At 67.3% G+C, this 20,145-nt stretch carries 20 protein-coding genes; 12 read left to right on the top strand and 8 right to left on the bottom strand.

What is annotated here, in order from left to right:
* The first annotated feature begins 1 nt into the window (after position 1).
* The 3 genes from PXJ20_RS01455 to PXJ20_RS01445 are packed head-to-tail and all read left to right on the top strand — an operon-like array spanning position 2 to position 3,229.
* Positions 2-1,039: an ABC transporter ATP-binding protein gene (locus tag PXJ20_RS01455; RefSeq protein WP_421030005.1), complete on the top strand. Its 1,038-nt coding sequence runs from the start codon at positions 2-4 to the stop codon at positions 1,037-1,039.
* Positions 1,036-2,061 carry a peptide ABC transporter ATP-binding protein gene (locus tag PXJ20_RS01450; protein WP_421030004.1) on the top strand — a complete coding sequence of 342 codons (1,026 nt, stop codon included), beginning with the start codon at positions 1,036-1,038 and terminating at the stop codon, positions 2,059-2,061. Before PXJ20_RS01455 ends, PXJ20_RS01450 begins: the two co-directional genes overlap by 4 nt.
* Entirely contained in the window at positions 2,054-3,229 is a 1,176-nt protein-coding gene (locus PXJ20_RS01445; protein WP_421030003.1) for a TraB/GumN family protein, read from the top strand. The genes PXJ20_RS01450 and PXJ20_RS01445 overlap by 8 nt, the downstream gene beginning before the upstream one ends.
* Before the next feature lie 128 nt (positions 3,230-3,357).
* Here the strand turns inward: PXJ20_RS01445 and PXJ20_RS01440 are convergent, their stop codons facing one another.
* The 5 genes from PXJ20_RS01440 to pxpB form a co-directional block, all read right to left on the bottom strand.
* Positions 3,358-4,311 carry a DUF979 domain-containing protein gene (locus tag PXJ20_RS01440; RefSeq protein ID WP_421030002.1) on the bottom strand — a complete coding sequence of 318 codons (954 nt, stop codon included), beginning with the start codon at positions 4,309-4,311 and terminating at the stop codon, positions 3,358-3,360.
* On the bottom strand, positions 4,308-5,078 hold the full coding sequence (locus tag PXJ20_RS01435; RefSeq protein ID WP_277596992.1) for a DUF969 domain-containing protein: 771 nt from the start codon (positions 5,076-5,078) through the stop codon (positions 4,308-4,310). The genes PXJ20_RS01440 and PXJ20_RS01435 overlap by 4 nt, the downstream gene beginning before the upstream one ends.
* Before the next feature lie 420 nt (positions 5,079-5,498).
* On the bottom strand, positions 5,499-6,251 hold the full coding sequence (gene pxpA, locus PXJ20_RS01430) for a 5-oxoprolinase subunit PxpA (protein ID WP_017772088.1): 753 nt from the start codon (positions 6,249-6,251) through the stop codon (positions 5,499-5,501).
* Positions 6,252-6,297: 46 nt separating this feature from the next.
* Complete coding sequence (locus tag PXJ20_RS01425; RefSeq protein ID WP_421030001.1) at positions 6,298-7,347, bottom strand: biotin-dependent carboxyltransferase family protein; 1,050 nt, start codon at positions 7,345-7,347, stop codon at positions 6,298-6,300.
* A complete protein-coding gene (gene pxpB, locus PXJ20_RS01420; RefSeq protein WP_421030000.1) occupies positions 7,344-7,997 on the bottom strand; it encodes a 5-oxoprolinase subunit PxpB in 654 nt (217 codons plus the stop codon). The genes PXJ20_RS01425 and pxpB overlap by 4 nt, the downstream gene beginning before the upstream one ends.
* A gap of 267 nt (positions 7,998-8,264) precedes the next feature.
* On the opposite strand from pxpB, the gene PXJ20_RS01415 reads away from it, so the two are divergent.
* Positions 8,265-8,777, top strand: coding sequence for a winged helix DNA-binding protein (locus tag PXJ20_RS01415; RefSeq protein ID WP_017772085.1), 513 nt, complete (start codon positions 8,265-8,267; stop codon positions 8,775-8,777).
* 59 nt (positions 8,778-8,836) lie between these two features.
* On the opposite strand, the gene PXJ20_RS01410 is transcribed toward PXJ20_RS01415, so the two are convergent.
* Positions 8,837-9,481 (bottom strand): 5-formyltetrahydrofolate cyclo-ligase, encoded by a 645-nt coding sequence (locus PXJ20_RS01410; protein WP_421029999.1) that lies wholly within the window; start codon positions 9,479-9,481, stop codon positions 8,837-8,839.
* A 20-nt stretch (positions 9,482-9,501) separates the two neighbouring features.
* On the opposite strand from PXJ20_RS01410, the gene PXJ20_RS01405 reads away from it, so the two are divergent.
* From PXJ20_RS01405 to PXJ20_RS01390, 4 genes are all read left to right on the top strand, one after another.
* A complete protein-coding gene (locus PXJ20_RS01405) occupies positions 9,502-11,469 on the top strand; it encodes a transglycosylase SLT domain-containing protein (RefSeq protein WP_421029998.1) in 1,968 nt (655 codons plus the stop codon).
* 147 nt (positions 11,470-11,616) lie between these two features.
* Positions 11,617-12,573 (top strand): complex I NDUFA9 subunit family protein, encoded by a 957-nt coding sequence (locus PXJ20_RS01400; protein ID WP_277596988.1) that lies wholly within the window; start codon positions 11,617-11,619, stop codon positions 12,571-12,573.
* Positions 12,574-12,636: 63 nt separating this feature from the next.
* Positions 12,637-13,278 (top strand): glutathione S-transferase family protein, encoded by a 642-nt coding sequence (locus tag PXJ20_RS01395; protein WP_017772081.1) that lies wholly within the window; start codon positions 12,637-12,639, stop codon positions 13,276-13,278.
* Complete coding sequence (locus tag PXJ20_RS01390) at positions 13,275-14,528, top strand: multifunctional CCA addition/repair protein (RefSeq protein WP_421029997.1); 1,254 nt, start codon at positions 13,275-13,277, stop codon at positions 14,526-14,528. Before PXJ20_RS01395 ends, PXJ20_RS01390 begins: the two co-directional genes overlap by 4 nt.
* Before the next feature lie 92 nt (positions 14,529-14,620).
* Here the strand turns inward: PXJ20_RS01390 and PXJ20_RS01385 are convergent, their stop codons facing one another.
* Positions 14,621-14,815 (bottom strand): DUF2905 domain-containing protein, encoded by a 195-nt coding sequence (locus PXJ20_RS01385; protein ID WP_017772079.1) that lies wholly within the window; start codon positions 14,813-14,815, stop codon positions 14,621-14,623.
* 30 nt (positions 14,816-14,845) lie between these two features.
* A complete protein-coding gene (locus PXJ20_RS01380) occupies positions 14,846-16,123 on the bottom strand; it encodes a class I SAM-dependent methyltransferase (protein ID WP_421029996.1) in 1,278 nt (425 codons plus the stop codon).
* 13 nt (positions 16,124-16,136) lie between these two features.
* Here PXJ20_RS01380 and PXJ20_RS01375 point away from each other — a divergent pair, with 13 nt between their 5' ends.
* The 4 genes from PXJ20_RS01375 to glmU all read left to right on the top strand — a co-directional run bounded on the left by PXJ20_RS01375 (position 16,137) and on the right by glmU (position 20,098).
* Positions 16,137-16,994, top strand: a complete 858-nt coding sequence (locus PXJ20_RS01375) for an SDR family oxidoreductase (protein WP_421029995.1) — start codon at positions 16,137-16,139, stop codon at positions 16,992-16,994.
* Between the two features lie 110 nt (positions 16,995-17,104).
* Positions 17,105-17,506: a dihydroneopterin aldolase gene (locus PXJ20_RS01370; RefSeq protein ID WP_421029994.1), complete on the top strand. Its 402-nt coding sequence runs from the start codon at positions 17,105-17,107 to the stop codon at positions 17,504-17,506.
* A gap of 3 nt (positions 17,507-17,509) precedes the next feature.
* The gene (gene ttcA, locus PXJ20_RS01365; RefSeq protein WP_421029993.1) at positions 17,510-18,568 is read left to right on the top strand and encodes a tRNA 2-thiocytidine(32) synthetase TtcA; all 1,059 of its coding nucleotides are present in this window, start codon (positions 17,510-17,512) and stop codon (positions 18,566-18,568) included.
* Between the two features lie 168 nt (positions 18,569-18,736).
* Positions 18,737-20,098, top strand: coding sequence for a bifunctional UDP-N-acetylglucosamine diphosphorylase/glucosamine-1-phosphate N-acetyltransferase GlmU (gene glmU, locus PXJ20_RS01360; RefSeq protein ID WP_277596984.1), 1,362 nt, complete (start codon positions 18,737-18,739; stop codon positions 20,096-20,098).
* Positions 20,099-20,145 lie beyond the last annotated feature (47 nt).

Raw genomic sequence — 20,145 nt, 5'->3', positions numbered from 1 at the left:
CATGGCAGACCTATTGACCATCCGCAATCTCGCGGTGAATTTCAGCGGCCTGCCGGCGGTGGACCGCATCAATCTTTCGGTCGCGCCTGGCGAAGTGGTGGGCGTGGTGGGCGAATCGGGCTCAGGCAAGAGCGTGACGATGATGGCGCTGATGGGCCTGATCGACGCGCCCGGCAAAGTCACCGCCGACGAAGTCACGTTCGACGGCAAAGACCTGCTCAACGCGTCGCCGAAAGCGCGGCGCAAGATCATCGGCAAAGACGTGGCGATGGTGTTTCAGGACGCGCTCTCGAGCCTGAACCCGAGCTACACCGTCGGCTATCAGATCAAGGAGGTGCTGAAGCTGCACGAAGGGCTGCGCGGCGACGCGCTGGAACGGCGCGCGCTGGAACTGCTCGACCAGGTGGGCATTCCCGATGCGAAGAACCGCATCACGGCGTATCCGCACCAGATGTCGGGCGGCATGAACCAGCGCGTGATGATCGCGATGGCCGTGGCCTGCAACCCGAAGCTGCTGATTGCCGACGAGCCCACCACGGCGCTCGACGTGACCATCCAGGCGCAGATCATGGAACTGCTCGTGCGCTTGCAGAAGGAACGCGGCATGGCGCTCGTGCTCATTTCGCACGACCTCGCGGTGGTGTCCGAAGTCGCGCAGCGCGTGGCCGTGATGTACGCGGGCGAGATCATCGAAACGAACCGCGTGCCCGATATTTTCGAAGCGCCGCATCATCCGTACACCGAGGCGCTGCTCGCCGCGATTCCCGAGCACAACGTGGGCGCGGTGCGGCTCGCGGCGCTGCCGGGCATGGTGCCGGGCCGCGACGACCGTCCGCGCGGTTGCCTCTTCGCGCCGCGCTGCAAGTACGTGGTGGACGACTGCATGAAGGCGCGTCCGTCGCTGGACCCCGTGCCGGGCGTGGGCGAGTTCGCGCGCGTGCGCTGCATCAAGCCGCTGAACGTGACGAGCGGCGGTGCTTCGCACGCGACGCACGCTCCGTCTTCCACGCAATCGACTCAACCGGGAGGCGCACGATGAACGCAGTCCCTCAGGTGCCTCCGCGCGACACCCACGCTTCGGGCGCCGACCACGTGCTCGTGGCCGACCACCTCGCGAAGCACTACACCGTGCGGCGCGGCATGTTCGGGCATGGCACGGTGAAGGCGCTCAACGGCGTGTCGTTCGCGCTGGAACGCGGCAAGACGCTCGCCGTGGTGGGCGAATCGGGCTGCGGCAAATCCACGCTCGCGCGCCAGCTCACCATGATCGAGCCGCCTACCTCGGGGCGCCTCGTGATCGACGGCGTGGACGTAGCCGGCGCCGACCACGCGACCATCGCCCAACTGCGCCGCCGCGTGCAGATGGTGTTCCAGAATCCGTTTGCCTCGCTCAATCCGCGCAAGACGGTGGAGCAGACGCTGGCCGAGCCGCTCGTCATCAATGCGCAGACGAGCGCCGCCGAACGCGCGGAGCGCATCGCGCACATGATGCGTACCGTCGGCCTGCGGCCCGAGCACGCCAAGCGCTATCCGCACATGTTCTCGGGCGGGCAGCGTCAGCGCGTGGCGATTGCGCGCGCGATGATTCTCGACCCGCAGATCGTGGTGGCCGACGAGCCGGTGTCCGCGCTCGACGTCTCCATCCAGGCGCAGATCCTCAACCTCTTCATGGACCTGCAGGACGAGTTCAAGACGAGCTACGTGTTCATCTCGCACAACCTCTCGGTGGTGGAGCACATCGCCGATGACGTGATGGTGATGTACTTCGGCGGCGTGGCCGAACTGGGCGACAAGAAGACGGTGTTCGAGCGTCCGCGGCATCCGTACACGCGCTCGCTGATGTCGGCCACGCCCTCCATCTTCGAGGCGGACCGCCGCATCAAGATCAAGCTGCAGGGCGAGTTGCCGTCGCCGCTTAATCCGCCCTCGGGCTGCACGTTCCACCAGCGCTGTCCGTATGCGATCGAGCGGTGCCGCACGGAGGAGCCGAAGCTTCGCGAAGTGGATGGCCGTCAGGTATCCTGCCACCGTGCAGAGGAGGTGGGGGAATCGGATGCCTGAAGCGACGGCGGCGCGTCGTTTTACGCGCCGCTTGTGTGAAAGCGGCGCGCGTGCTGCTTCACGCTTGGTCTCTGTGCGTTCGGTTTTCCCGGGCCGCGTCTTCGTCCGGCGCGCGCGCGGGCGCAGGCTGGTGAGCGCGGCGCTGCTCGTGGCGCTGATGCTCGCCGGGTCGGGGCGGGGCGCCGTCGCGGGCACGGGCGGCGTCAGGCCGCCGGTCCCGCCGCCGGGCGCCGCGAATCAGCCGCGCGCCACCTTGCCGGGCTTCAATCCGCCGCCCGGCGCATTCAGTTCCGCGTCGGGCACCGTGGCGGGCGGTCCCGTACGGACCCAGCCGGCGCGCATGCCGTTCTACGTGGCGACGCACGGCACCACCACCATCTATGTGCTCGGCACGCTCCACGTGGGCGATCCCGCCGACTATCCGCCCGGCCAGCCGTTTCGCCCCAGCATCCTCGCCGCGCTCACGGCGTCGCCCACGCTCGCACTCGAACTCTCGCCCGACGACCTGCTCGTCTCGCAGGACGACGTCACGAAATACGGCGTCTGTTCGCGGCCGTGTCTGCCGCGGCTGTTGCCCGAGCCTCTGTGGCACCGGCTCGAGATGCGTCTGCGCGGCAACCCCGCCGCGCTCGACGAGATCCGCAAGATGCGGCCCTGGCTGGCCTCGCTGCTGGTGGAGACTTACGATTCGCTCTCCGCGGGCCTGCAGACCGAGTACGGCACCGAGGCGCAGTTGCAGAACGTGTTCCTGAAGCTGAAGGGACGCAAGATCGTGGGCCTCGAAACGCTGGCTGAGCAGATGCGCGCGTTCACGAGTCTCACGCTCGCGCAGCAGCGCGAGATGCTCGCTCAAGACCTGGTGCAGACGCCCGCGCAGAACGCGGCGGACGTGCAGACGCTGTTGCGCCTGTGGCGCGTGGGCGATGCGGATGCGATCGCCGCCTGGCAGGCCGCGAAATCGGAGCGGCTCGCGCGCGACCGGCGCGTCTCCGACGCCGTGGACAACAAGATCGTCTACGAGCGCAATCGCCGGTTCGTGACCCGCATGCTGGCGATCGCGGCGCCGAACCGGCCGCTCTTCGTGGCGATCGGCGCGCTGCATCTGGGCGGACAACGCGGCGTGCTGGCGCTGCTGCGCCAGCACGGGTTTGTCGTCGATCCGGGTTGAAGAGGCCGGGTTGAAGCCGCGCTGAGCCTGGGTTGAATCAGGCTCAAGCCTTGCCGAAACGCCGCTGAAGGCCGCCGAAGCTCGCCGAAACTCCGCCGAAACTCCGCCGAAACGGCCGGTCCCTCGAATCAGAACCCGAACACGTTCAGCAGCACGATGTTGGCCGCCAGAATGCCAAGCGCCGTGGGCACCTGCACGCGGATCACCGCATTCTTGTCCGGCAGTTCCAGCAGCGCGGCGGGCACGATGTTGAAGTTCGCTGCCATCGGCGTCATCAGCGTGCCGCAGTAGCCCGAGAACATGCCGATGGCGGCCATCACGGCCGGGTTCGCGTGGAACATGCCCACCAGCACCGGCACGCCGACGCCGCCCGTCATCACCGGAAACGCCGCGAAGCCGTTGCCCATGATGACCGTGAAGAGCGCCATGCCCACGCAGTAGACGATCACGGCGACCACGCGCAGGTCCATGTCGATGTACGACGTGGTGACGTGCGCCACGGCCTTGCCCACGCCGGCATCCGAGAACACGAGGCCCAGCATGCCCAGCATCTGCGGCAGCACGGCGGCCCACGAGAGCGCGTCCACGAGACGCCGCGCTTCCTTCACCGACTGGCCCACGCTGTCGCGCGTCAGCATGCAGGCAATGCCGAGCGCGATCACGCAGCCCACGCCGAAGCCGATCAGCGTCACGTTCTTCGCCTCGATGAGCGGCGTGCCGCCGAACACGAGGTGGCTTGCCGAAAGCGTCAGCACCACGGTAACGAGCGGAATGGTGAGCGCGGGCACGAAGAGCTTGTTGCCGAGGCGCACGGCACTGGCGCGGCGCACTTCGTCGGAGAGCACTTTCGGCCTGGCCGCGGTCACGCCGCCGAAGCCGGCAATGAGCGCCATCGCGATCACGAGCACGCCCACCACTTCGGGCGGCAGGCGGTCGCCCACGAGAAAGATCACGGCGTAGACAATCCAGAAGCCCCCCGCGGTGAAGCGGCGCGGATGCTCGCGGTCCGTCACGATCATGCCGCCGATCACGAGCAGCACGATGCCCAGCAGCCAGAACAGATAGTTGATGGTGAGCGTCATGCTTCGTCTCCCGTGGTGGCGTTCGTGTGGGCGGCGGGTGTGGCGGCTGCGGCGGATGCATTCGCATGCGCCTTGCGCTGGCCGCCGAGTTCGCGCTCCAGCTTGCGGTCAAGCAGATACAGCCGGAAGCCGTGAATCAGGAACGCGCAGATTGCCGTGGGGATACCCCACACCGCGACGTGCATCGGTTCGACAGAGACGCCGGCTTCCTTGAGGAAGGTGGTCATGAGCACGATGGCGCCGAACGCGACGAAGATGTCTTCGCCGAAGAAGAGGCCCACGTTGTCCGTTGCGGCGGAGAACGCGCGCAGACGCTGGCGCACGGCGTCGGTGAGTTTGCCGAAGCGGTTTTCGGTGGCGCCTTCGGCCATTGGCGCAATCAGCGGACGCACCATCTGCGGATGCCCACCCAGACCTGTCAGACCGACGGCCGCCGTGAGTTCGCGCACGAGCAGATAGACGATCAGCAGACGCCCCGCCGTGGCCGCCTTGATGCCGGCAATCCACATCTGCGCGCGCTCGCGCAGGCCGTGGCGTTCCAGCAGACCGATCACGGCGAGCGGCAGCAGGATGATGAGCGGGATGTTGCGCGTCTTGATGAAGCCGGTACCGATGGCCGCGAGAATCTTCTCGGGCGGGAAGTGCGCCGCGGCGCCGGTGGCGATGGCGGCCACGGCGACGATCAGCATCGGATTGAACCGCAATACGAAGCCAACGATGATGACGGCCACTCCAATGAGCGGCCATAAGCTGACGGTTGTCTGCATCAGGATCTCCAAACGGGGTGTGATTGGGCCGCCTTGCCTCGTTGGCCGCTGGTGGCGGTTTGGGATGGCGCGTGACGGCTCTTGAGGTGCTGCGCGGCTCTGGGCGGCCGCTTGGACATCGGGGTAATGCTTGATGCGGGTGATGCTTTTAGTGCTGCTGCGTGCTGCTTTTCTAATGCTGTTGGTTGCTGCCGGTTGTTGCTGCTGGCTGCTGTTGCTACCGATTGCCACTGCCGATTACCACTGCCTGTTGCCACTGCCGATTGCCGTTGCGGCGCTTGCCGCTCGATGCGGCTGCGTGACGAATGTGTCCCGATGCATTCGCGTGCCTCGCGCGGCCCGCGCGTTGCTTCACGCGTCGCCGCGCTTCGCCTCAGCACATCTCACGGCACCGAACCGCACCGAACCGCCTCAGCCCCTTCAAACCCGCGCCGCACCCGCCGCATGCACTTCGATGCCGGCCGCGTCGAGCGCCGCCCGAATGCGCTGCGCGAACGCGAGCGCGTGCGGGCCGTCGCCGTGCAGGCAGATGGTCTGTGCATTGAGCGGTACCCACTCGCCCTCCACGGATTGCACGCGTTGCTCGCGGATCATGCCCAGCGTGCGTTCGAGCACGGCGTCTTCGTCGTCGAGCAGAGCGCCCGGCTGCGAGCGCGGCACGAGCGAGCCGTCGGCGCGGTAGCCGCGGTCGGCGAACACTTCTTCGATGGCAACGAGACCGGCGGCGCGCGCGGCCGTGACCAGTCCGCTGTTCGCGAGCGCGAATACCGCCACCGACGGATCGAAGTCGTGCACCGCGGAGACGATCGCATCGGCGATCTTCGGGTCGCGCGCGGCCTGGTTGTAGAGCGCGCCGTGCGGCTTCACGTGGGCGATGCGTCCACCTTCGGCCTGCGCGATCGCCGAGAGCGCGCCGAGCTGGTACAGCACGCCCGCGTAGATTTCACTGGCAGGCAGGTCCATCTCCTTGCGGCCGAAGTTCTCCGGGTCGTTGAAGCTGGGATGCGCGCCGATCGACACGCCCTTTTTTACGGCCCAGCGCACGCAGTCGCGCATGGCATTGGCGCCGCCTGCGTGCCAGCCGCACGCGATGTTGGCGGAGCTGACGAGGTCGAGCAGCGCTTCGTCGGAGCCGCAGCCTTCGCCGAGATCGGCGTTCAAATCGATTTCCATGGCCTGTCCTGTTGGTGCTGGACGCCGTCGGCGTCCGTCATGTTGCTTACGCTGCGCGCGCGGCGATGCCCGCCGTGCAGCGTTCTTCGTGCATGGCGATTGCGGCATCGATCTGCCGCAGATACGCGTGTTCTTCGGCGAGCGCGGCGCGCGCTTCGTCGGGTGTGGTTTCGATGAAGCGCACGCCGCCGTTCAGGCGCACCTGCGCGAGTTTCCAGAGGTCCGCGCGAATCACCGAGCCGATCTTCGGGTAGCCGCCCGTGGTCTGCGCGTCGCCCATCAGCACGATGGGCTGGCCGCCCGGCGGCACCTGGATCGTGCCGGGCAGCACGGCATGCGAGAGCAACTCGGTTTTGCGGCTGCGCGCGAGCTGCGTGCCTGCAAGGCGATAGCCCATGCGATTGCTGTTGGGCGTGACGAGCCATTCGTCCGACCAGAATGCCTGCTGCGCCTCGCGCGTGAAGCCGTCGTATTCGGGGCCGGGCAGCACGCGGACCGGCACGGCCCACGGCAGGCCCGAAGGATGCCGGCCGCGCCGGTGCGGCTCGTCCACCTGCGCGAACCTGCACCAGGCGGGCGCGGCCACGCCGAACTCGCGCGTCGCCGGGCTGAAGCCGGGCGTGGTGCGCGTGGGCACCCCAAGCGGCAGGCGGTCGCCATCCTTCAGCGCGCGACCGCCCAGGCCGCCGAACTGCGCGGCGAGGTCGGTGCTGCGCGAGCCGAGCATGGGCAGCACGTCGATGCCGCCCGCCACGCAGACGTAGCCGCGCATGCCGCGCTTCGCCGCCTGCAGTGCGAGTTCCTGGCCCGCCTGCACGGGCAGGCTCCACCACGACCACACGGGCTTGCCGTCGAGCGTTGCGCTGAAGTCCGTGCCCGTGATGGCGACGCGCGTGGCGCGCGGAAAGCGCAGCACGAGCGGGCCGAAGGTCACTTCGAGCGCCGCGGCGTGAGGCCGGTTGCCCACCAGCCGGTTGCCCACTTCGAGCGCGAGGCGGTCGAGCGCGCCGGCCGTCGCCACGCCGAGGTGGCGGTAGCCGTGGCGGCCCTGGTCTTGCACCGTGGTCAGAAGCCCCGCGCGGATCACTTCGATCATAGGCTGATCCCCGCGATGGTGAAGCGAACCCGGTCGCCCGGCTGGAGCAGCGTGGGCGGGTTGCGCGAGGGATCGAAGAGCCGCAGCGGCGTGCGTCCGATGAGTTGCCAGCCGCCCGGCGAGACGGCCGGATAGATGCCCGTCTGCTCGCCACCAATGCCGATGGTGCCCGCAGGCACTTCGAGGCGCGGCTCGGCGCGGCGGGGAGTGTGCAGCGCCGCCTCCAGTCCGCCCATGTAGGCAAAGCCCGGCTGGAAGCCGAGGAAGAACACCACGTAGTCGCCGGCCGCGTGACGGCGTGCCACGTCTTCGGGCGAAAGGCCGGTGTGCTCGGCAACCGTGCGCAGATCCGGGCCGGCTTCGCCGCCGTATTCCACGGGAATTTCCACCTCGCGCCCTTCGGCATGCGCGCGCGGCGCGGCGTGCCAGGCGGCCGCCAGCTGTTCGCCGAGCTGGGCGGCGTCTGCTTCGAGCGGGTCGAACACGACGGTGAGATTGTTCATGCCGGGCACGACTTCGAGCACGTGCGGCCACGTGTGCGCCGCTTCGGCGGCCGCCCAGACGCGGCGCTGCACGTCCAGCGTGGCGTGCGGCGGCGCTTCGCAGACGAGGGCGCTGTCGCCGAGCGGATAGATGCGGGGTGAGCTCATAAGTACATGGGTTCGGTGTGGACGACGGCGGTCGGCCTGCGGTTTCGGTGCGCTCGACCGTTCAAACGGTAGGACGGCGCAGGGGCGGGCGCAACTGCAAGGCGCTCGCCGAAGTTCGTCCGACCGTTATCGTCCGATTCGTCGTGTAGCGTACATTCTCAATAATTTATCTACAAATTATCAATAAGCGTTTTTGCCAGGGCCGCCGCCTGCTGCGGCGTCGTACACTCTCGCCACGACTCCAAACCGCCATTCCGGGCACCCGCCATGTCGCGCAATCCCACGAAAATCGTTTCCTCCGAGCACCTCGTTTCTGAAGCAAGCGCTGAACTCTCGGAGTTCGAGTACGCGCTGATCATGGCAGGCAACGCTTTCAATCGGTGGATGGTGCGCTGCATGTCGGCGGCGGGCGTGAAGGACATGACCGCGATCGAGGTGTCGCTGCTGCATCACGTGAGCCATCGCGAGCGCCGCAAGAAGCTCGCGGACATCTGCTTCGTGCTCAACATCGAAGACACGCACGTAGCCACCTACGCGCTCAAGAAGCTGATGGCGCGCGGCTACGTGGCAAGCGAGAAGTCGGGTAAGGAGGTGTTCTTTTCGGCAACGCCGGAAGGACGCGAGCTGTGCCTCAAGTATCGCGAGGTGCGCGAGAGCTGCCTCATCGCCACGTTGAAGGAAAGCGGGCTCACCAACGAGCAGATCGGCGACGCGGCACAGCTGATGCGCAACGTCTCGGGGCTCTACGACACGGCGGCGCGGGCGGCGGCGTCGCTTTGAGGAAGGGTTCCGATGAAGGGGTGAGGCGTGTTGGCCTCGATGATTGCTAACGGTGATTGTTAACGGCTGGCTTTGTGGCCGGTTGCTGCAGCGGTGTCGGTCATGGCGGTGGCCGCGGCCGGATAGCACGCCGCGTCAGTAACGATAGCGTCGAGCGGAATGTCGTGCGCCTCGCGCACGAAGGCGGGCGTGCGGCAGTTTTCATACGCGATGCCCACCGTCACCGGCCGCGACTCGCCGGGCCACGCTGCCAGCGTGCGGTCGTAGTAGCCGCCTCCGTACCCGAGGCGATAGCCGTCGTCGTCGAAGCCGACGCACGGCACGAAGAGCAGGTCGGGAATCACCACGCGGTTCGACGCGGGCTCGGGAATCTTGTGGTGGCCTTCGCGCATCGGCGTATCGGGTGCCCACGCGTGGAATTCGAGCGGCGCATGGCGATGGCGGATCACCGGCAACGCCGCGGTGCGATGGCTCTTGACCGCGAGCCACGTAGCAATGACATCGCGCGCGTCGACTTCACCTCTCACGGGCCAGTAGAAGCCCACGCAAGCGGGCTCGTAGCGCTCCAGCATCTCGAACAGGCGACGCTTCAACGCCTTCTCTCGCGCGGGTTCGCGAGCGGCCAAAAGACGCGCTTCCAGCAGCCTTGCACGCAGGTCGTTTTTCGATTCCGCGCTGGGGTTGCGTGCTATGCTTGGGTTCACTTCGCGCTCCAGAAACAACGATGTCAACACGCCTTCTTCGAGTATATCGCGCGGCCGGTCTCATGCTTGCCGCTGCGGCACTCGTCGCATGCAGCACGGCGTCGGCCGTGCGTCCTGTTCCGGTTTCCCAGCTCAATAACGACGACCAGATTTTCGTGCAGTTGCGCGAAGCGGCGCGCAACAACGACGCGGCGCGCGCGGCGCAGCTCGCGGCGATGATTCCCGACTATCCGGCGCCCTCGTACCTCGAGTATTTCCAGCTCAAGCCGCAACTGTTCGACTCGCAAGGCCATGCGCGCGTTGATGCGCCCGACCAGCCGGTGCTCGCGTTCCTCCAGAAGTACGACGGGCAGGCCATCGCTGACCGGCTACGCAACGACTACCTCGCCGTGCTCGGCGCGCGTCACGACTGGCGCAATTTCGACGACCAGTACGCCCGCTTCGTTCTCAACGACGACACGCAGGTGAAGTGCTATGCGCTCGAATCGCGTGCGTCGCGCGGCGAGAACGTGGCCGACGCGGCGCGCGCGTTGCTCGTGGAGCCGCGCTGGTACGGCGACGGCTGCGTCGATCTCGTCACGGCGCTCGCCGTGAAAGGCCAGTTCAGCACGAACGACGTGTGGCAGCAGATCCGCCTTGCCTACGAGCAGAATCAGCAGAGCGTGGGTACGCGCCTTCTCGATGCGCTGGGCTCGCAGGCACCCGACGCCGCCACGTTCAGCCGCGCCGTGAGTACGCCGCCGCTGCTGCTCGCGCGCGGTGTGGGCCCCGACAACACCTCGCACCAGCTTGCGCTGCTCGCCGTCACGACGATGGCGCGCAACGACCCCGCGATGGCGGCCGCCACCTACGCGGCCGTGGCGCCGCAGCTGAGTTCACCGGAGCGCGCCATCGGCTGGGGCACCATCGGCTATCAGGGCGCGCTCAAGCAGATGCCCGCTGCCGTGGATTGGTATCGGCTTTCGGCCAACGCGCCGCTGTCGAACCCGGCCTACGAATGGCGCACGCGCGAGGCGCTGCTCAACGGCGACTGGACCATGGTGCGCTGGTCGATCGAGCAGATGCCGGCCACACTGCGTGCGCAGCCGGCCTGGGTGTACTGGCATGCACGCGCGCTCAAGCAGGCCGGCGACACGGCGCAGGCCAATGCCGAGTTCGAGCAGATCGCGCCGGGCTACAACTTCTACGGTCAGCTCGCAACCGAAGAGCTGGGTCGCAAGATCACCATTCCGCCAAAGACCCAGGTCACCGACGCCGAGATCGACAAGGCCGCCAACACGCCGGGCTTTGCACTGGCGCGGCGCTTCTATGCGCTGAATCTGCGGCTGGAAGGCAACCGCGAATGGAACTGGCCGCTGCGGGGCATGACGGACCGCCAGTTGCTCGCCGTGGCCGAGTACGCACGCGGTATCGAACTCTACGACCGCACCGTGAACACGGCAGACCGTACGAAAACCGACCACGACTTTTCGCTACGCTACCTCGCGCCGTTCCGCGACGTCGTGGAGCGCGACGCGCAGTCCACAGGGCTCGACGTCGAATGGGCCTACGGGCTCATCCGCCAGGAGTCGCGCTTCATTCTCAACGCGCGTTCCGACGTGGGTGCGAGCGGCCTGATGCAACTGATGCCGGGCACGGCGCAACTGGTGGCGAAGAAGATCGGGCTTGGGCCGCTCTCGCGCGAGCAGATGAACGACATCAACACCAACATCCTGCTCGGCACGAACTACCTTTCGATGATCTACAATCAGTTCGATGGTCTGGCCGTGCTGGCCACAGCCGGCTACAACGCCGGGCCGGGCCGTCCGCGCGCGTGGCGCCAGGCGCTGCCGCACGGTGTGGAAGGCGCGATTTTCGCCGAGACCATTCCGTTCACGGAAACGCGCGACTACGTCAAGAATGTGTTGTCCAACACGGTCTACTACGCGGCGCTCTTCGAAGGGCGCCCGCAATCGCTGAAAGAGCGGCTCAGCTACATCGCTCCGTAAGCGGCAGCATTGCCGCCGCGCTTAAGGCCCGTACACGAGGCGTACACCAGGCCCCAAGCGCGGCGGTCCGCCAGCAGCGTTCATCGCCTGCACCGCGCGGAGGCAGTCGCCGCGACCGCCGCCCGCGCACGAACGAGGGAGTCGAACATGCGACATCAGGTCATCGCAGTCATCGGCGGCTCCGGATTCATCGGCAGCCATCTCGTCAATGCGCTCGTGGAAGCCGGCAAGAACGTGCGCATCGCCACCCGACGCCGCTACAACGCGCGTCATCTCACCCTGCTGCCCATCGACGTGATCGAAACCGACGTGTTCGATCCCGTGAAGCTCGCGAGCTTCGTCGAGAACGCCGACGCGGTCATCAATCTGGTGGGCACGCTGCACGGCAGCCGCGGCACGCCTTATGGTCCCGAGTTCGCAAAGGCGCACGTGGAGTTGCCTACGAAGATCGTGGCGGCGTGCGAGGGCAAGGGCGTGCGTCGGCTCGTGCATGTGAGCGCGATAGGCGCCGATCCGGCCGGCCCGAGCATGTACCTGCGCTCGAAGGGCGACGGCGAGCGCGCCGTGCATTCGGCGGCGGAACTGGCCACCACGATCTTCCGGCCGTCGGTCGTGTTCGGTCCTGAGGACACCTTCCTGAACCGCTTCGCGTTCCTGCAGAAGCTCTTTCCCGTCATTCCGCTCGCGATGCCCGACGCGAAGTTCCAACCCGTCTTCGTGGGCGACGTGGCGAAGGCCATCGTCAACGTGCTCGATCTGGACGCCTCCGTCGGGCGTACTTACGAACTGGGCGGGCCGACGGTCTATACGCTCGAGCAACTGGTGCGCTATTGCGGCGAGGTGATTGGCCGGCACGCACGCATCGTGCGTTTGCCGGATGCGCTCGCGCGCCTGCAGGCGCTTTCGTTCGAGTTCGGCCCTGGCGAGCCGCTTATTTCACGCGACAATCTGGACTCCATGAAGGTGGACAGCGTGATGAGCGGCCCGCTTGCGCCCGAACTCGGCATCGAGCCGGCGAGCATCGAAAACATCGCGCCGCTGTATCTGACCGGCGCCTCGGCGCGCTCGCGCTTCGACACGTTTCGCGCCAGCGCCGGGCGCTGAGCGGGGGGCGTCCGCTGCGTCCAGTCCATCCGGTTCATTCGTTCCTTGCCCCCATCACACAACATGAAACTCGTTATCGGCGACAAGAACTATTCGTCTTGGTCCATGCGGCCCTGGGTGCTGCTCAAGCACTTCGGCATTCCGTTCGAAGAGGTCGTGATCGAACTGCTTCAGCCCGACACGAAAGCCTCGATCCTGCAGTACTCGGCGTCGGGGAAAGTGCCGTGCCTGATCGGCGACGACGGCGTGCCCGTGTGGGACTCGCTCGCCATTGCCGAGACGCTCGCCGAGCGCTTCCCGCAGCACGCGATGTGGCCGCGCGATGCCACGGCTCGCGTGCGGGCCCGCTGCGTGAGCGCGGAAATGCATTCGAGCTTCGGCGACCTGCGCTCGCAGATGTCGATGAACATTCGTGCGTCGTGGCCCGGCCGCGGCGCGACGCCGGGCGCGCTCGCAGACGTCGCGCGCGTCGATACCCTCTGGCGCGACTGTCTTGCAGCGAGCGGCGGTCCGTTCCTGTTTGGCGAGTTCGGCATTGCCGACGCGATGTACGCGCCCGTGGTCATGCGCTTCAACACCTACCAGCCCGAGATTTCGGCCGTGGCGCAAGGCTACGTGGCGCGCGTCAACGCGCATCCCGCGGTGGCGCAGTGGGTGGAAGACGCGCGTCGCGAGACCCATCGCATCGCCAGCTACGACGTATGAATATCTACGCAGTAGGCGGTGCCATTCGCGACGAACTGCTCGGCGTGCCGGTGCAGGACCGCGATTACGTGGTGGTTGGGGCGACGCCCGAGCAGATGATCGCGCAAGGGTTTCGTCCCGTCGGCAAAGACTTCCCGGTGTTCCTCCATCCCGACACGAAGGAGGAATACGCGCTCGCGCGCACCGAGCGCAAGACCGCGGCCGGTTATCACGGCTTCCAGTTCTACTACGCGGCCGACGTCACACTCGAAGAAGACCTCGCGCGTCGCGACCTCACCATCAATGCGATGGCCCGCGAGGTGCGGCCCGACGGCGAGCTGACTGGTCCGGTGATCGACCCATTTCACGGCGAGGCCGATCTGCGCGCGCGCGTGTTCCGGCACGTGAGCGACGCGTTCCTGGAAGACCCGGTGCGCATTCTGCGCGTGGCGCGCTTTGCCGCGCGCTTCGCGGACTTCATCGTGGCGCCCGAAACGGTGGCGCTCATGAAAAAGATGGTGGAGGCGGGCGAAGTGGACGCGCTCGTGCCCGAACGCGTGTGGCAGGAGGTGTCGCGCGGGCTCATGGAGCAGAAGCCTTCGCGCATGTTCGAGGTGCTGCGCGAGTGCGGGGCGCTCGCCCGCGTGCTGCCCGAGGTGGATGCGCTGTTCGGCGTGCCACAGCGCGCCGACTACCATCCCGAGGTCGACACCGGCGTGCACGTGATGATGGTGGTCGACCACGCCGCGCAGCAGCGTTACGCGCTGCCCGCGCGCTTTGCGGCGCTCACGCACGACCTCGGCAAGGCGACCACGCCCGACGACGTGCTGCCGCGTCACATCGGCCACGAGGGCCGCAGCGTCGATCTGTTGAAGCCGCTCTGCGAGCGCCTGCGTGTGCCGAACGACTGCCGCGACCTCGCCATTCTGGTGGCGCGCGAACACGGCAACATCCATCGCGTGATGGAGATGGGCGCGGCGGCGCTGGTGCGCCTCTTCGAGCGCTGCGACGCGCTGCGCAAGCCGGCGCGTTTCGCCGAAGCTTTGCAGGCCTGCGAGGCCGACGCGCGCGGGCGCCTTGGCTTCGAGGCGCGCGAGTATCCGCAGGCGGAGCGGTTACGCGAGGCGCTGGTGGCAGCGCGATCCGTGGATGCCGGCGCGATTGCGAAGGAGCACGCGGAGCGCCCGGAGCAGATCAAGGACGCCGTGCACCGCGCGCGGGTGAAGGCGGTGGCGTGGGCGATCGGCGATGGGGAAGAAGCGGCGGAGTAGGCGATGCAGGTGCGGCGGAGTCGCGGCTCCGGGCGTCGAGCATCCCGAGCCGAACGCCGTTGCCGCGCTAACGCGGCAGCGAGCCACCGCGCTCAAAGCATCCGCACGATGAGCGACAACACCATCGAGATCACGAGCGTTGACATGAACGGGAACGGATACTCGCGCCCGAAAAGCCGCAGCGTGAAGTCGCCAGGCAGCCGGCCAATGCCGATCTTGCGCAGCCACGGCAGCGACCCCGAGAGAATCGCCACAGCGATGAACGTGGTGAGCAGCCAGCGCAGCATGTCGTGTCGGGTCCCGGGCCTGAAGGTGGTTTAAAGCGTGTGCGAGCGGTCGCCGCGCGAGAAAGCGGTGAGGGTCTCGCTGATGCCGCGTGAAAACGCGATCACCTTGAAGAGCTCGCCCATCTCTGCTTCGGAGAGCAGCTTCTGGACCGCGTTGGCCGCGGGCAGGAAGTGCTCGATGTCCTGCGGATCGATTTCGGCGAGCGCATCGGTGATACCCGCGTTCATCAGGAAGCGCGCCTGCGAGGTGTAGCCGAGCAGATCGGCTCCGGCCTCCACGCCGGCCTCGGCGATGCCCGTGAATTCGACGTGCGCCGTGATGTCGGTGAGGCCCGGGTAGAGAAACGGATCGCCGTGCGCGCGGTGCCGGTAGTGGCACATCAGCGTGCCTTGGGCGCGCTGCGCGTGGTAGTACTCGTGGCGCGGAAAACCGTAGTCGATGAAGAACGCCGCGCCGCGCGTGAGCATCGCGCACACCGTGCGCGTGAAGGCGAGGGCCGCTTCGTGCGTTTCGGCGACGTAGCCGCCGTCGGCGTCGATGCCGGCCAGCAGCGACGCATCGGCCGGCGAGGCGAGCGGGCGGTCGGCGAAGGTGAAGCGGCCGTCCGCGGCCACCGTGACGCCGCGTTCGTACCAGACGGCGCCGTGCGTGCGGTGGCCATTGAGCGTGTGGCCGTTGAGCGCCGACGCTGACTCCCGCGAATCGTGAGCGACAGCGTCAGCGCCATGGTCAGCGCGCACGAAGAGCCGCACCGGCATCGCGTCCAGCACCTCGTTGCCCACTACGACGCCTTCGAAGTGCTCAGGCAACGCATCGAGCCAGCGCACGCGGTTCGCCAGCGCGGGCGCTTGCGCTTCGATCGTTTCGCGCTGGCGCTCGCGCAACTCGCCGGAGAGTTCGACGATGGAATAGGTCTCGAACGCTGCGTCCAGCGTGGCCAGCGCATTCAGCAGCCCGGCCGCGAGCTTGCCCGTGCCCGCGCCGAACTCCATGACGTGCCGCGTGCCGCTGGCCGCGAGCGCTTCGACAATGGGCCGCGCGAGCGTGGCCGCGAACAGCGGGGACAACTCGGGCGCCGTGACGAAGTCGCTGCCGTCTTCGGCGCGCCATCCGAATTTGACCGCGCCGCCGCTGTAATAGCCGAGGCCTGGCGCGTACAGCGCACGCTCCATGTAGCGGTTGAACGGCAACCAGCCGCCGGCCGCGGCGATTTCGCCGCGCACGAGATCGGCCAGCGCTTCGGACTGCGCCAGCGCGGCAGGGCCCGGAGCAGGTAAACTATCGGGTTCGAGAGCTTTCGGATTCATTCCCGCATTGTAAATGAGCGCTTCTTCCGGCACTTTCGGCCCAGCCAGCCTTGAAAACGCGTCGTCCCGTGCATCCACGGCGGGCCGCGCGCCGGCGCGCGTCGTGCTCGTGACGGGCGCGGCGCAGCGCGTGGGCCGTGCACTGGCGCTCGGTTTTGCCGAAAGCGGCTGGGACGTGGGCGTGCACTACGGCACGTCGCGCGACGAGGCGGCCGACGTGGTCGAGCAGATCCGCAAACTGGGCCGCCGCGCCGTGCCGCTGCACGCGGACCTCGCCGTGGAAGCGCAGGTCGCCGGACTGGTGCCCGCGTGCACCGCGGCGCTGGGGCTGCCGGTCTGCGTGGTGAACAACGCGTCGCGCTTCGACGAGGACACCGCGCGCAACGTCGGCTACGAAGGGTTGCTCAAGCACACGGCGATCAACCTGGGTGCGCCGCTCGTGCTGGCGCGCACGCTGTACGAGGCCACGCCCGATGCTGCCGCCGCCGACGAGGCCTTGCGCACCGTGGTGATCAACGTGCTGGACCAGAAGCTGTACAACATGAATCCGGACTACCTCTCTTACACGCTGACGAAGGCCGCGCTCGAAAACGCCACGGTGGCGCTCGCGCAGGCTCTCGCACCGAAAGTCCGTGTGGTGGGCCTCGCGCCGGGGCTCACTTTGCCCTCGGCATGGCAGACGCCGGAAGCGTTTGCCGCCGCGCATCGCGTGACGCCGCTTGGCCGCGCCTCGCGTCCCGAAGATCTGGTGGCGGCGGCGCTGTATCTGGCCGACGCGCGCGCCGTAACGGGCACGACGCTTCTCGTGGACGGCGGCCAGCACCTGGTGCCGCTGCCGCGCGATGTGATGTTTCTGACGCCGGGCGCCTGACGAACCGCCCCGCCCGGACCGAGTTGAACTGAAGACTGAACCGCCGAAACGCCGAAACGGAACGGCACGCCAATGTGCCCTCCGCCACGCCCGCCTGAACTGGAACGACCATGCTAGCCGCCTCCGCCTTTGCGCATCCGAAACTCGCCGCGTGCCGCAGGCTTTTCCTGCGCAATTACGAGGTGTACATCAACATCGGCGTGCACGACTTCGAAAAACGCGGCGAACAGCGCGTCGTGATCAATATCGACCTGTTCGTGCCGTTCGCGCTTTCCACGCCGAAGGAAGACAAGCTGCGCGAAGTGGTGGATTACGACTTCATGCGCGCGACAGTCGCGAAGCGCGTCTCGCTGGGGCACATCCATTTGCAGGAGACGCTGTGCGACGACCTCGCGCGCGCCATGCTCGAGCATCCGCACGTGCTGGCGGCCCGCGTGTCGACCGAAAAGCCCGACGTTTATCCGGACTGCGATGCCGTGGGCGTCGAAGTCTTTCGCATCAAAGAGGACTGATTCATGAATGCTCCCGAGATTGCCGGCGGTGTAGCTGCCGCCACGCCGGCCGATGCCGTCGCGCTGCAGAGCCGGGAAGCTGGCCAGGAACGCAGCCAGGAAGCCGACGAGGCCACTGGCCAGCAAGCCAGCCGCCACGCCCTTACGCGCCGCGAGCAGAAAGAGGCGTACGAGAACAACAAGCTCTTCAAGCGGCTGGCGCGCCTCGTGGGCCAGGCCATTGGCGACTACAACATGATCGAGGACGGCGACAAGGTGATGGTCTGCCTGTCGGGCGGCAAAGACAGCTACGCGCTGCTCGACGTGCTGCTGCGCCTGCGCGAGCGCGCGCCCATCGACTTCGACATCGTGGCCGTGAATCTCGACCAGAAGCAGCCGGGCTTCCCCGAGCACGTGCTGCCCGAGTACCTCACGCAGCGCGGCGTGCCGTTCCATATCGAAAACCAGGACACCTACAGCATCGTCAAGCGCCTCGTGCCTGAGGGCAAGACCACGTGTTCGCTGTGCTCGCGGCTGCGCCGCGGCATTCTGTACCGCGTGGCGGGCGAACTGGGTGCGACGAAAATCGCGCTGGGCCACCATCGCGACGACATCCTGCAGACGCTGCTGCTCAACCTGTTCTACGGCGGCAAGCTAAAGGGCATGCCGCCCAAGCTGCAGTCCGACGACGGCAAGAACGTCGTGATCCGCCCGCTTGCCTACGTGAAGGAAACGGACCTCGAAAAGTACGCCGAGCTGCGCGAGTTCCCGATCATTCCGTGCAACCTCTGCGGCAGCCAGCCGAACCTGAAGCGCGCCGAGATGAAGGCGTTGATCCGCGAGTGGGACAAGCGCTTCCCGGGCCGCGTGGACAACATGTTCAACGCGCTCGCGAACGTGGTGCCGTCGCACCTGATGGACTCGAAGCTGTTTCCGTTCGCCGGATTGCGAGCCACGGGCGAGGCCGACCCGCAAGGCGACATCGCGTTCGACGACGATCCGTGCTCCACGACGAGCGGTGATGAGACGCTCGCGAACGGAGCCACGAAGCCCATTTCCATCGTGCAGTTCGACGATCTTTGAGCGGGCAGGGCGCAGCCGCGACGAACGGCCGCCGTCGCCGCTGCGCGCGATGAGGCACGTTCCGAGGTGCCCGCGCCAGCCGTGGTTTCAGCGTTTCCGCCCCAGCCGATCGGTACATATGCCCATGCTAGAATGCCCGGCTTCCAATCCCGTCTTCTCGCCGACGCCATGAATATCGTCATTTTGGCGGCAGGCACCGGCAAGCGCATGCGGTCCGCGCTGCCCAAGGTGCTTCATCCTCTGGCCGGCCGGCCGCTTCTCTCACACGTCATCGATACTGCCCGCACGCTCAAGCCCGCGCGGCTCGTGGTGGTGATCGGCCATGGCGCCGAGGCCGTTCGCAGCGCCGTTGCGGCGCCGGACGTGCAGTTCGCCGTGCAGGAGCAGCAGCTAGGCACCGGGCATGCCGTGCAACAGGCGCTGCCGCTGCTCGATCCCGCGCATCCCACGCTGGTGCTTTACGGCGACGTGCCGCTCACGCGGGCCAGCACGCTGCGGCGCCTCACCGACGCCGCGGGCCAGAACGGCTACGGCGTGCTGACCGTGACGCTCGACGACCCCACCGGGTACGGGCGCATCGTGCGCGATGCCGATGGCGGGGTGCTGCGCATCGTGGAGCAGAAAGACGCGTCGGAAGAGCAACGCCGCATTCGCGAAATCAATACCGGCATCATCGTGACGCCGACGGCGCCGCTCGCCGACTGGCTCGCGTCGCTCAAGAACGATAACGTGCAGGGCGAGTTCTACCTCACCGACGTGGTCGAGCTTGCGATCGAAGCGGGGCTCGAAGTCGTCACCACGCAGCCCGACGAAGAGTGGGAAACGCTCGGTGTGAACAGCAAGCAGCAGCTTGCGGAACTGGAGCGCATCCACCAGGGCAACGTGGCCGATACGCTGCTCGCCGAAGGCGTGACGCTGGCGGACCCCGCGCGTATCGACGTGCGCGGCACGCTGGAATGCGGGCGCGACGTCTCGATCGACGTGAACTGCGTGTTCGAAGGACGCGTGACGCTCGCGGACAACGTCGCCATCGGCCCGAACTGCGTGATCCGCAACGCGACGATTGGCGCCGGCACGCGTGTGGACGCCTTCACGCATATCGAAGGCGCGCAGGTGGGCGCGCAGGTCGTGCTGGGTCCGTACGCGCGGCTGCGTCCGGGCGCGGCGCTCGCCGACGAAGCGCACGTGGGCAACTTCGTCGAGGTGAAGAACGCCGCGATTGGCCATGGCTCGAAGGCGAACCACCTGACCTATATCGGCGACGCCGACATCGGCGCGCGCGTGAATATTGGCGCGGGCACCATCACGTGCAATTACGATGGCGCGAACAAGCACCGAACGATTATCGAAGACGATGTGTTCGTGGGCTCGGACACGCAGCTCGTGGCGCCGGTGCGCATCGGCCGCGGCGTGACGATCGCGGCGGGCACGACCGTCTGGAAGGACGCGGAAGCCGGCGCCCTCGTGCTGAACGACAAAACGCAGACGGCGAAGTCCGGCTACGTGCGTCCCGTCAAGAAGAAAAACTGAAGCTACGGCGAAGGCGGTGGCGCAACGCGAGGGCATGACCACCGCGC

The organism is Paraburkholderia sp. A1RI_3L, assembly GCF_048957895.1.
Taxonomy (GTDB): Bacteria; Pseudomonadota; Gammaproteobacteria; order Burkholderiales; family Burkholderiaceae; genus Paraburkholderia; species Paraburkholderia kururiensis.
The sequence above is the reverse complement of the archived record's forward strand: the minus strand, read 5'-3'. Positions and strand labels throughout refer to the sequence as shown.

Excerpts from the sequence above, each read along its gene's own strand:
- PXJ20_RS01400 (WP_277596988.1), top strand. The coding sequence starts at position 11,617 with ATGCGACATCAGGTCATCGCAGTCATCGGCGGCTCCGGATTCATCGGC.
- PXJ20_RS01455 (WP_421030005.1), top strand. The coding sequence starts at position 2 with ATGGCAGACCTATTGACCATCCGCAATCTCGCGGTGAATTTCAGCGGC.
- PXJ20_RS01380 (WP_421029996.1), bottom strand. The coding sequence starts at position 16,123 with ATGAATCCGAAAGCTCTCGAACCCGATAGTTTACCTGCTCCGGGCCCT.
- PXJ20_RS01370 (WP_421029994.1), top strand. The coding sequence starts at position 17,105 with ATGCTAGCCGCCTCCGCCTTTGCGCATCCGAAACTCGCCGCGTGCCGC.
- PXJ20_RS01375 (WP_421029995.1), top strand. The coding sequence starts at position 16,137 with ATGAGCGCTTCTTCCGGCACTTTCGGCCCAGCCAGCCTTGAAAACGCG.
- pxpB (WP_421030000.1), bottom strand. The coding sequence starts at position 7,997 with ATGAGCTCACCCCGCATCTATCCGCTCGGCGACAGCGCCCTCGTCTGC.
- PXJ20_RS01415 (WP_017772085.1), top strand. The coding sequence starts at position 8,265 with ATGTCGCGCAATCCCACGAAAATCGTTTCCTCCGAGCACCTCGTTTCT.
- PXJ20_RS01405 (WP_421029998.1), top strand. The coding sequence starts at position 9,502 with ATGTCAACACGCCTTCTTCGAGTATATCGCGCGGCCGGTCTCATGCTT.
- PXJ20_RS01440 (WP_421030002.1), bottom strand. The coding sequence starts at position 4,311 with ATGACGCTCACCATCAACTATCTGTTCTGGCTGCTGGGCATCGTGCTG.
- PXJ20_RS01395 (WP_017772081.1), top strand. The coding sequence starts at position 12,637 with ATGAAACTCGTTATCGGCGACAAGAACTATTCGTCTTGGTCCATGCGG.
- PXJ20_RS01425 (WP_421030001.1), bottom strand. The coding sequence starts at position 7,347 with ATGATCGAAGTGATCCGCGCGGGGCTTCTGACCACGGTGCAAGACCAG.
- glmU (WP_277596984.1), top strand. The coding sequence starts at position 18,737 with ATGAATATCGTCATTTTGGCGGCAGGCACCGGCAAGCGCATGCGGTCC.
- pxpA (WP_017772088.1), bottom strand. The coding sequence starts at position 6,251 with ATGGAAATCGATTTGAACGCCGATCTCGGCGAAGGCTGCGGCTCCGAC.
- PXJ20_RS01435 (WP_277596992.1), bottom strand. The coding sequence starts at position 5,078 with ATGCAGACAACCGTCAGCTTATGGCCGCTCATTGGAGTGGCCGTCATC.
- PXJ20_RS01390 (WP_421029997.1), top strand. The coding sequence starts at position 13,275 with ATGAATATCTACGCAGTAGGCGGTGCCATTCGCGACGAACTGCTCGGC.
- PXJ20_RS01450 (WP_421030004.1), top strand. The coding sequence starts at position 1,036 with ATGAACGCAGTCCCTCAGGTGCCTCCGCGCGACACCCACGCTTCGGGC.
- ttcA (WP_421029993.1), top strand. The coding sequence starts at position 17,510 with ATGAATGCTCCCGAGATTGCCGGCGGTGTAGCTGCCGCCACGCCGGCC.
- PXJ20_RS01445 (WP_421030003.1), top strand. The coding sequence starts at position 2,054 with ATGCCTGAAGCGACGGCGGCGCGTCGTTTTACGCGCCGCTTGTGTGAA.
- PXJ20_RS01385 (WP_017772079.1), bottom strand. The coding sequence starts at position 14,815 with ATGCTGCGCTGGCTGCTCACCACGTTCATCGCTGTGGCGATTCTCTCG.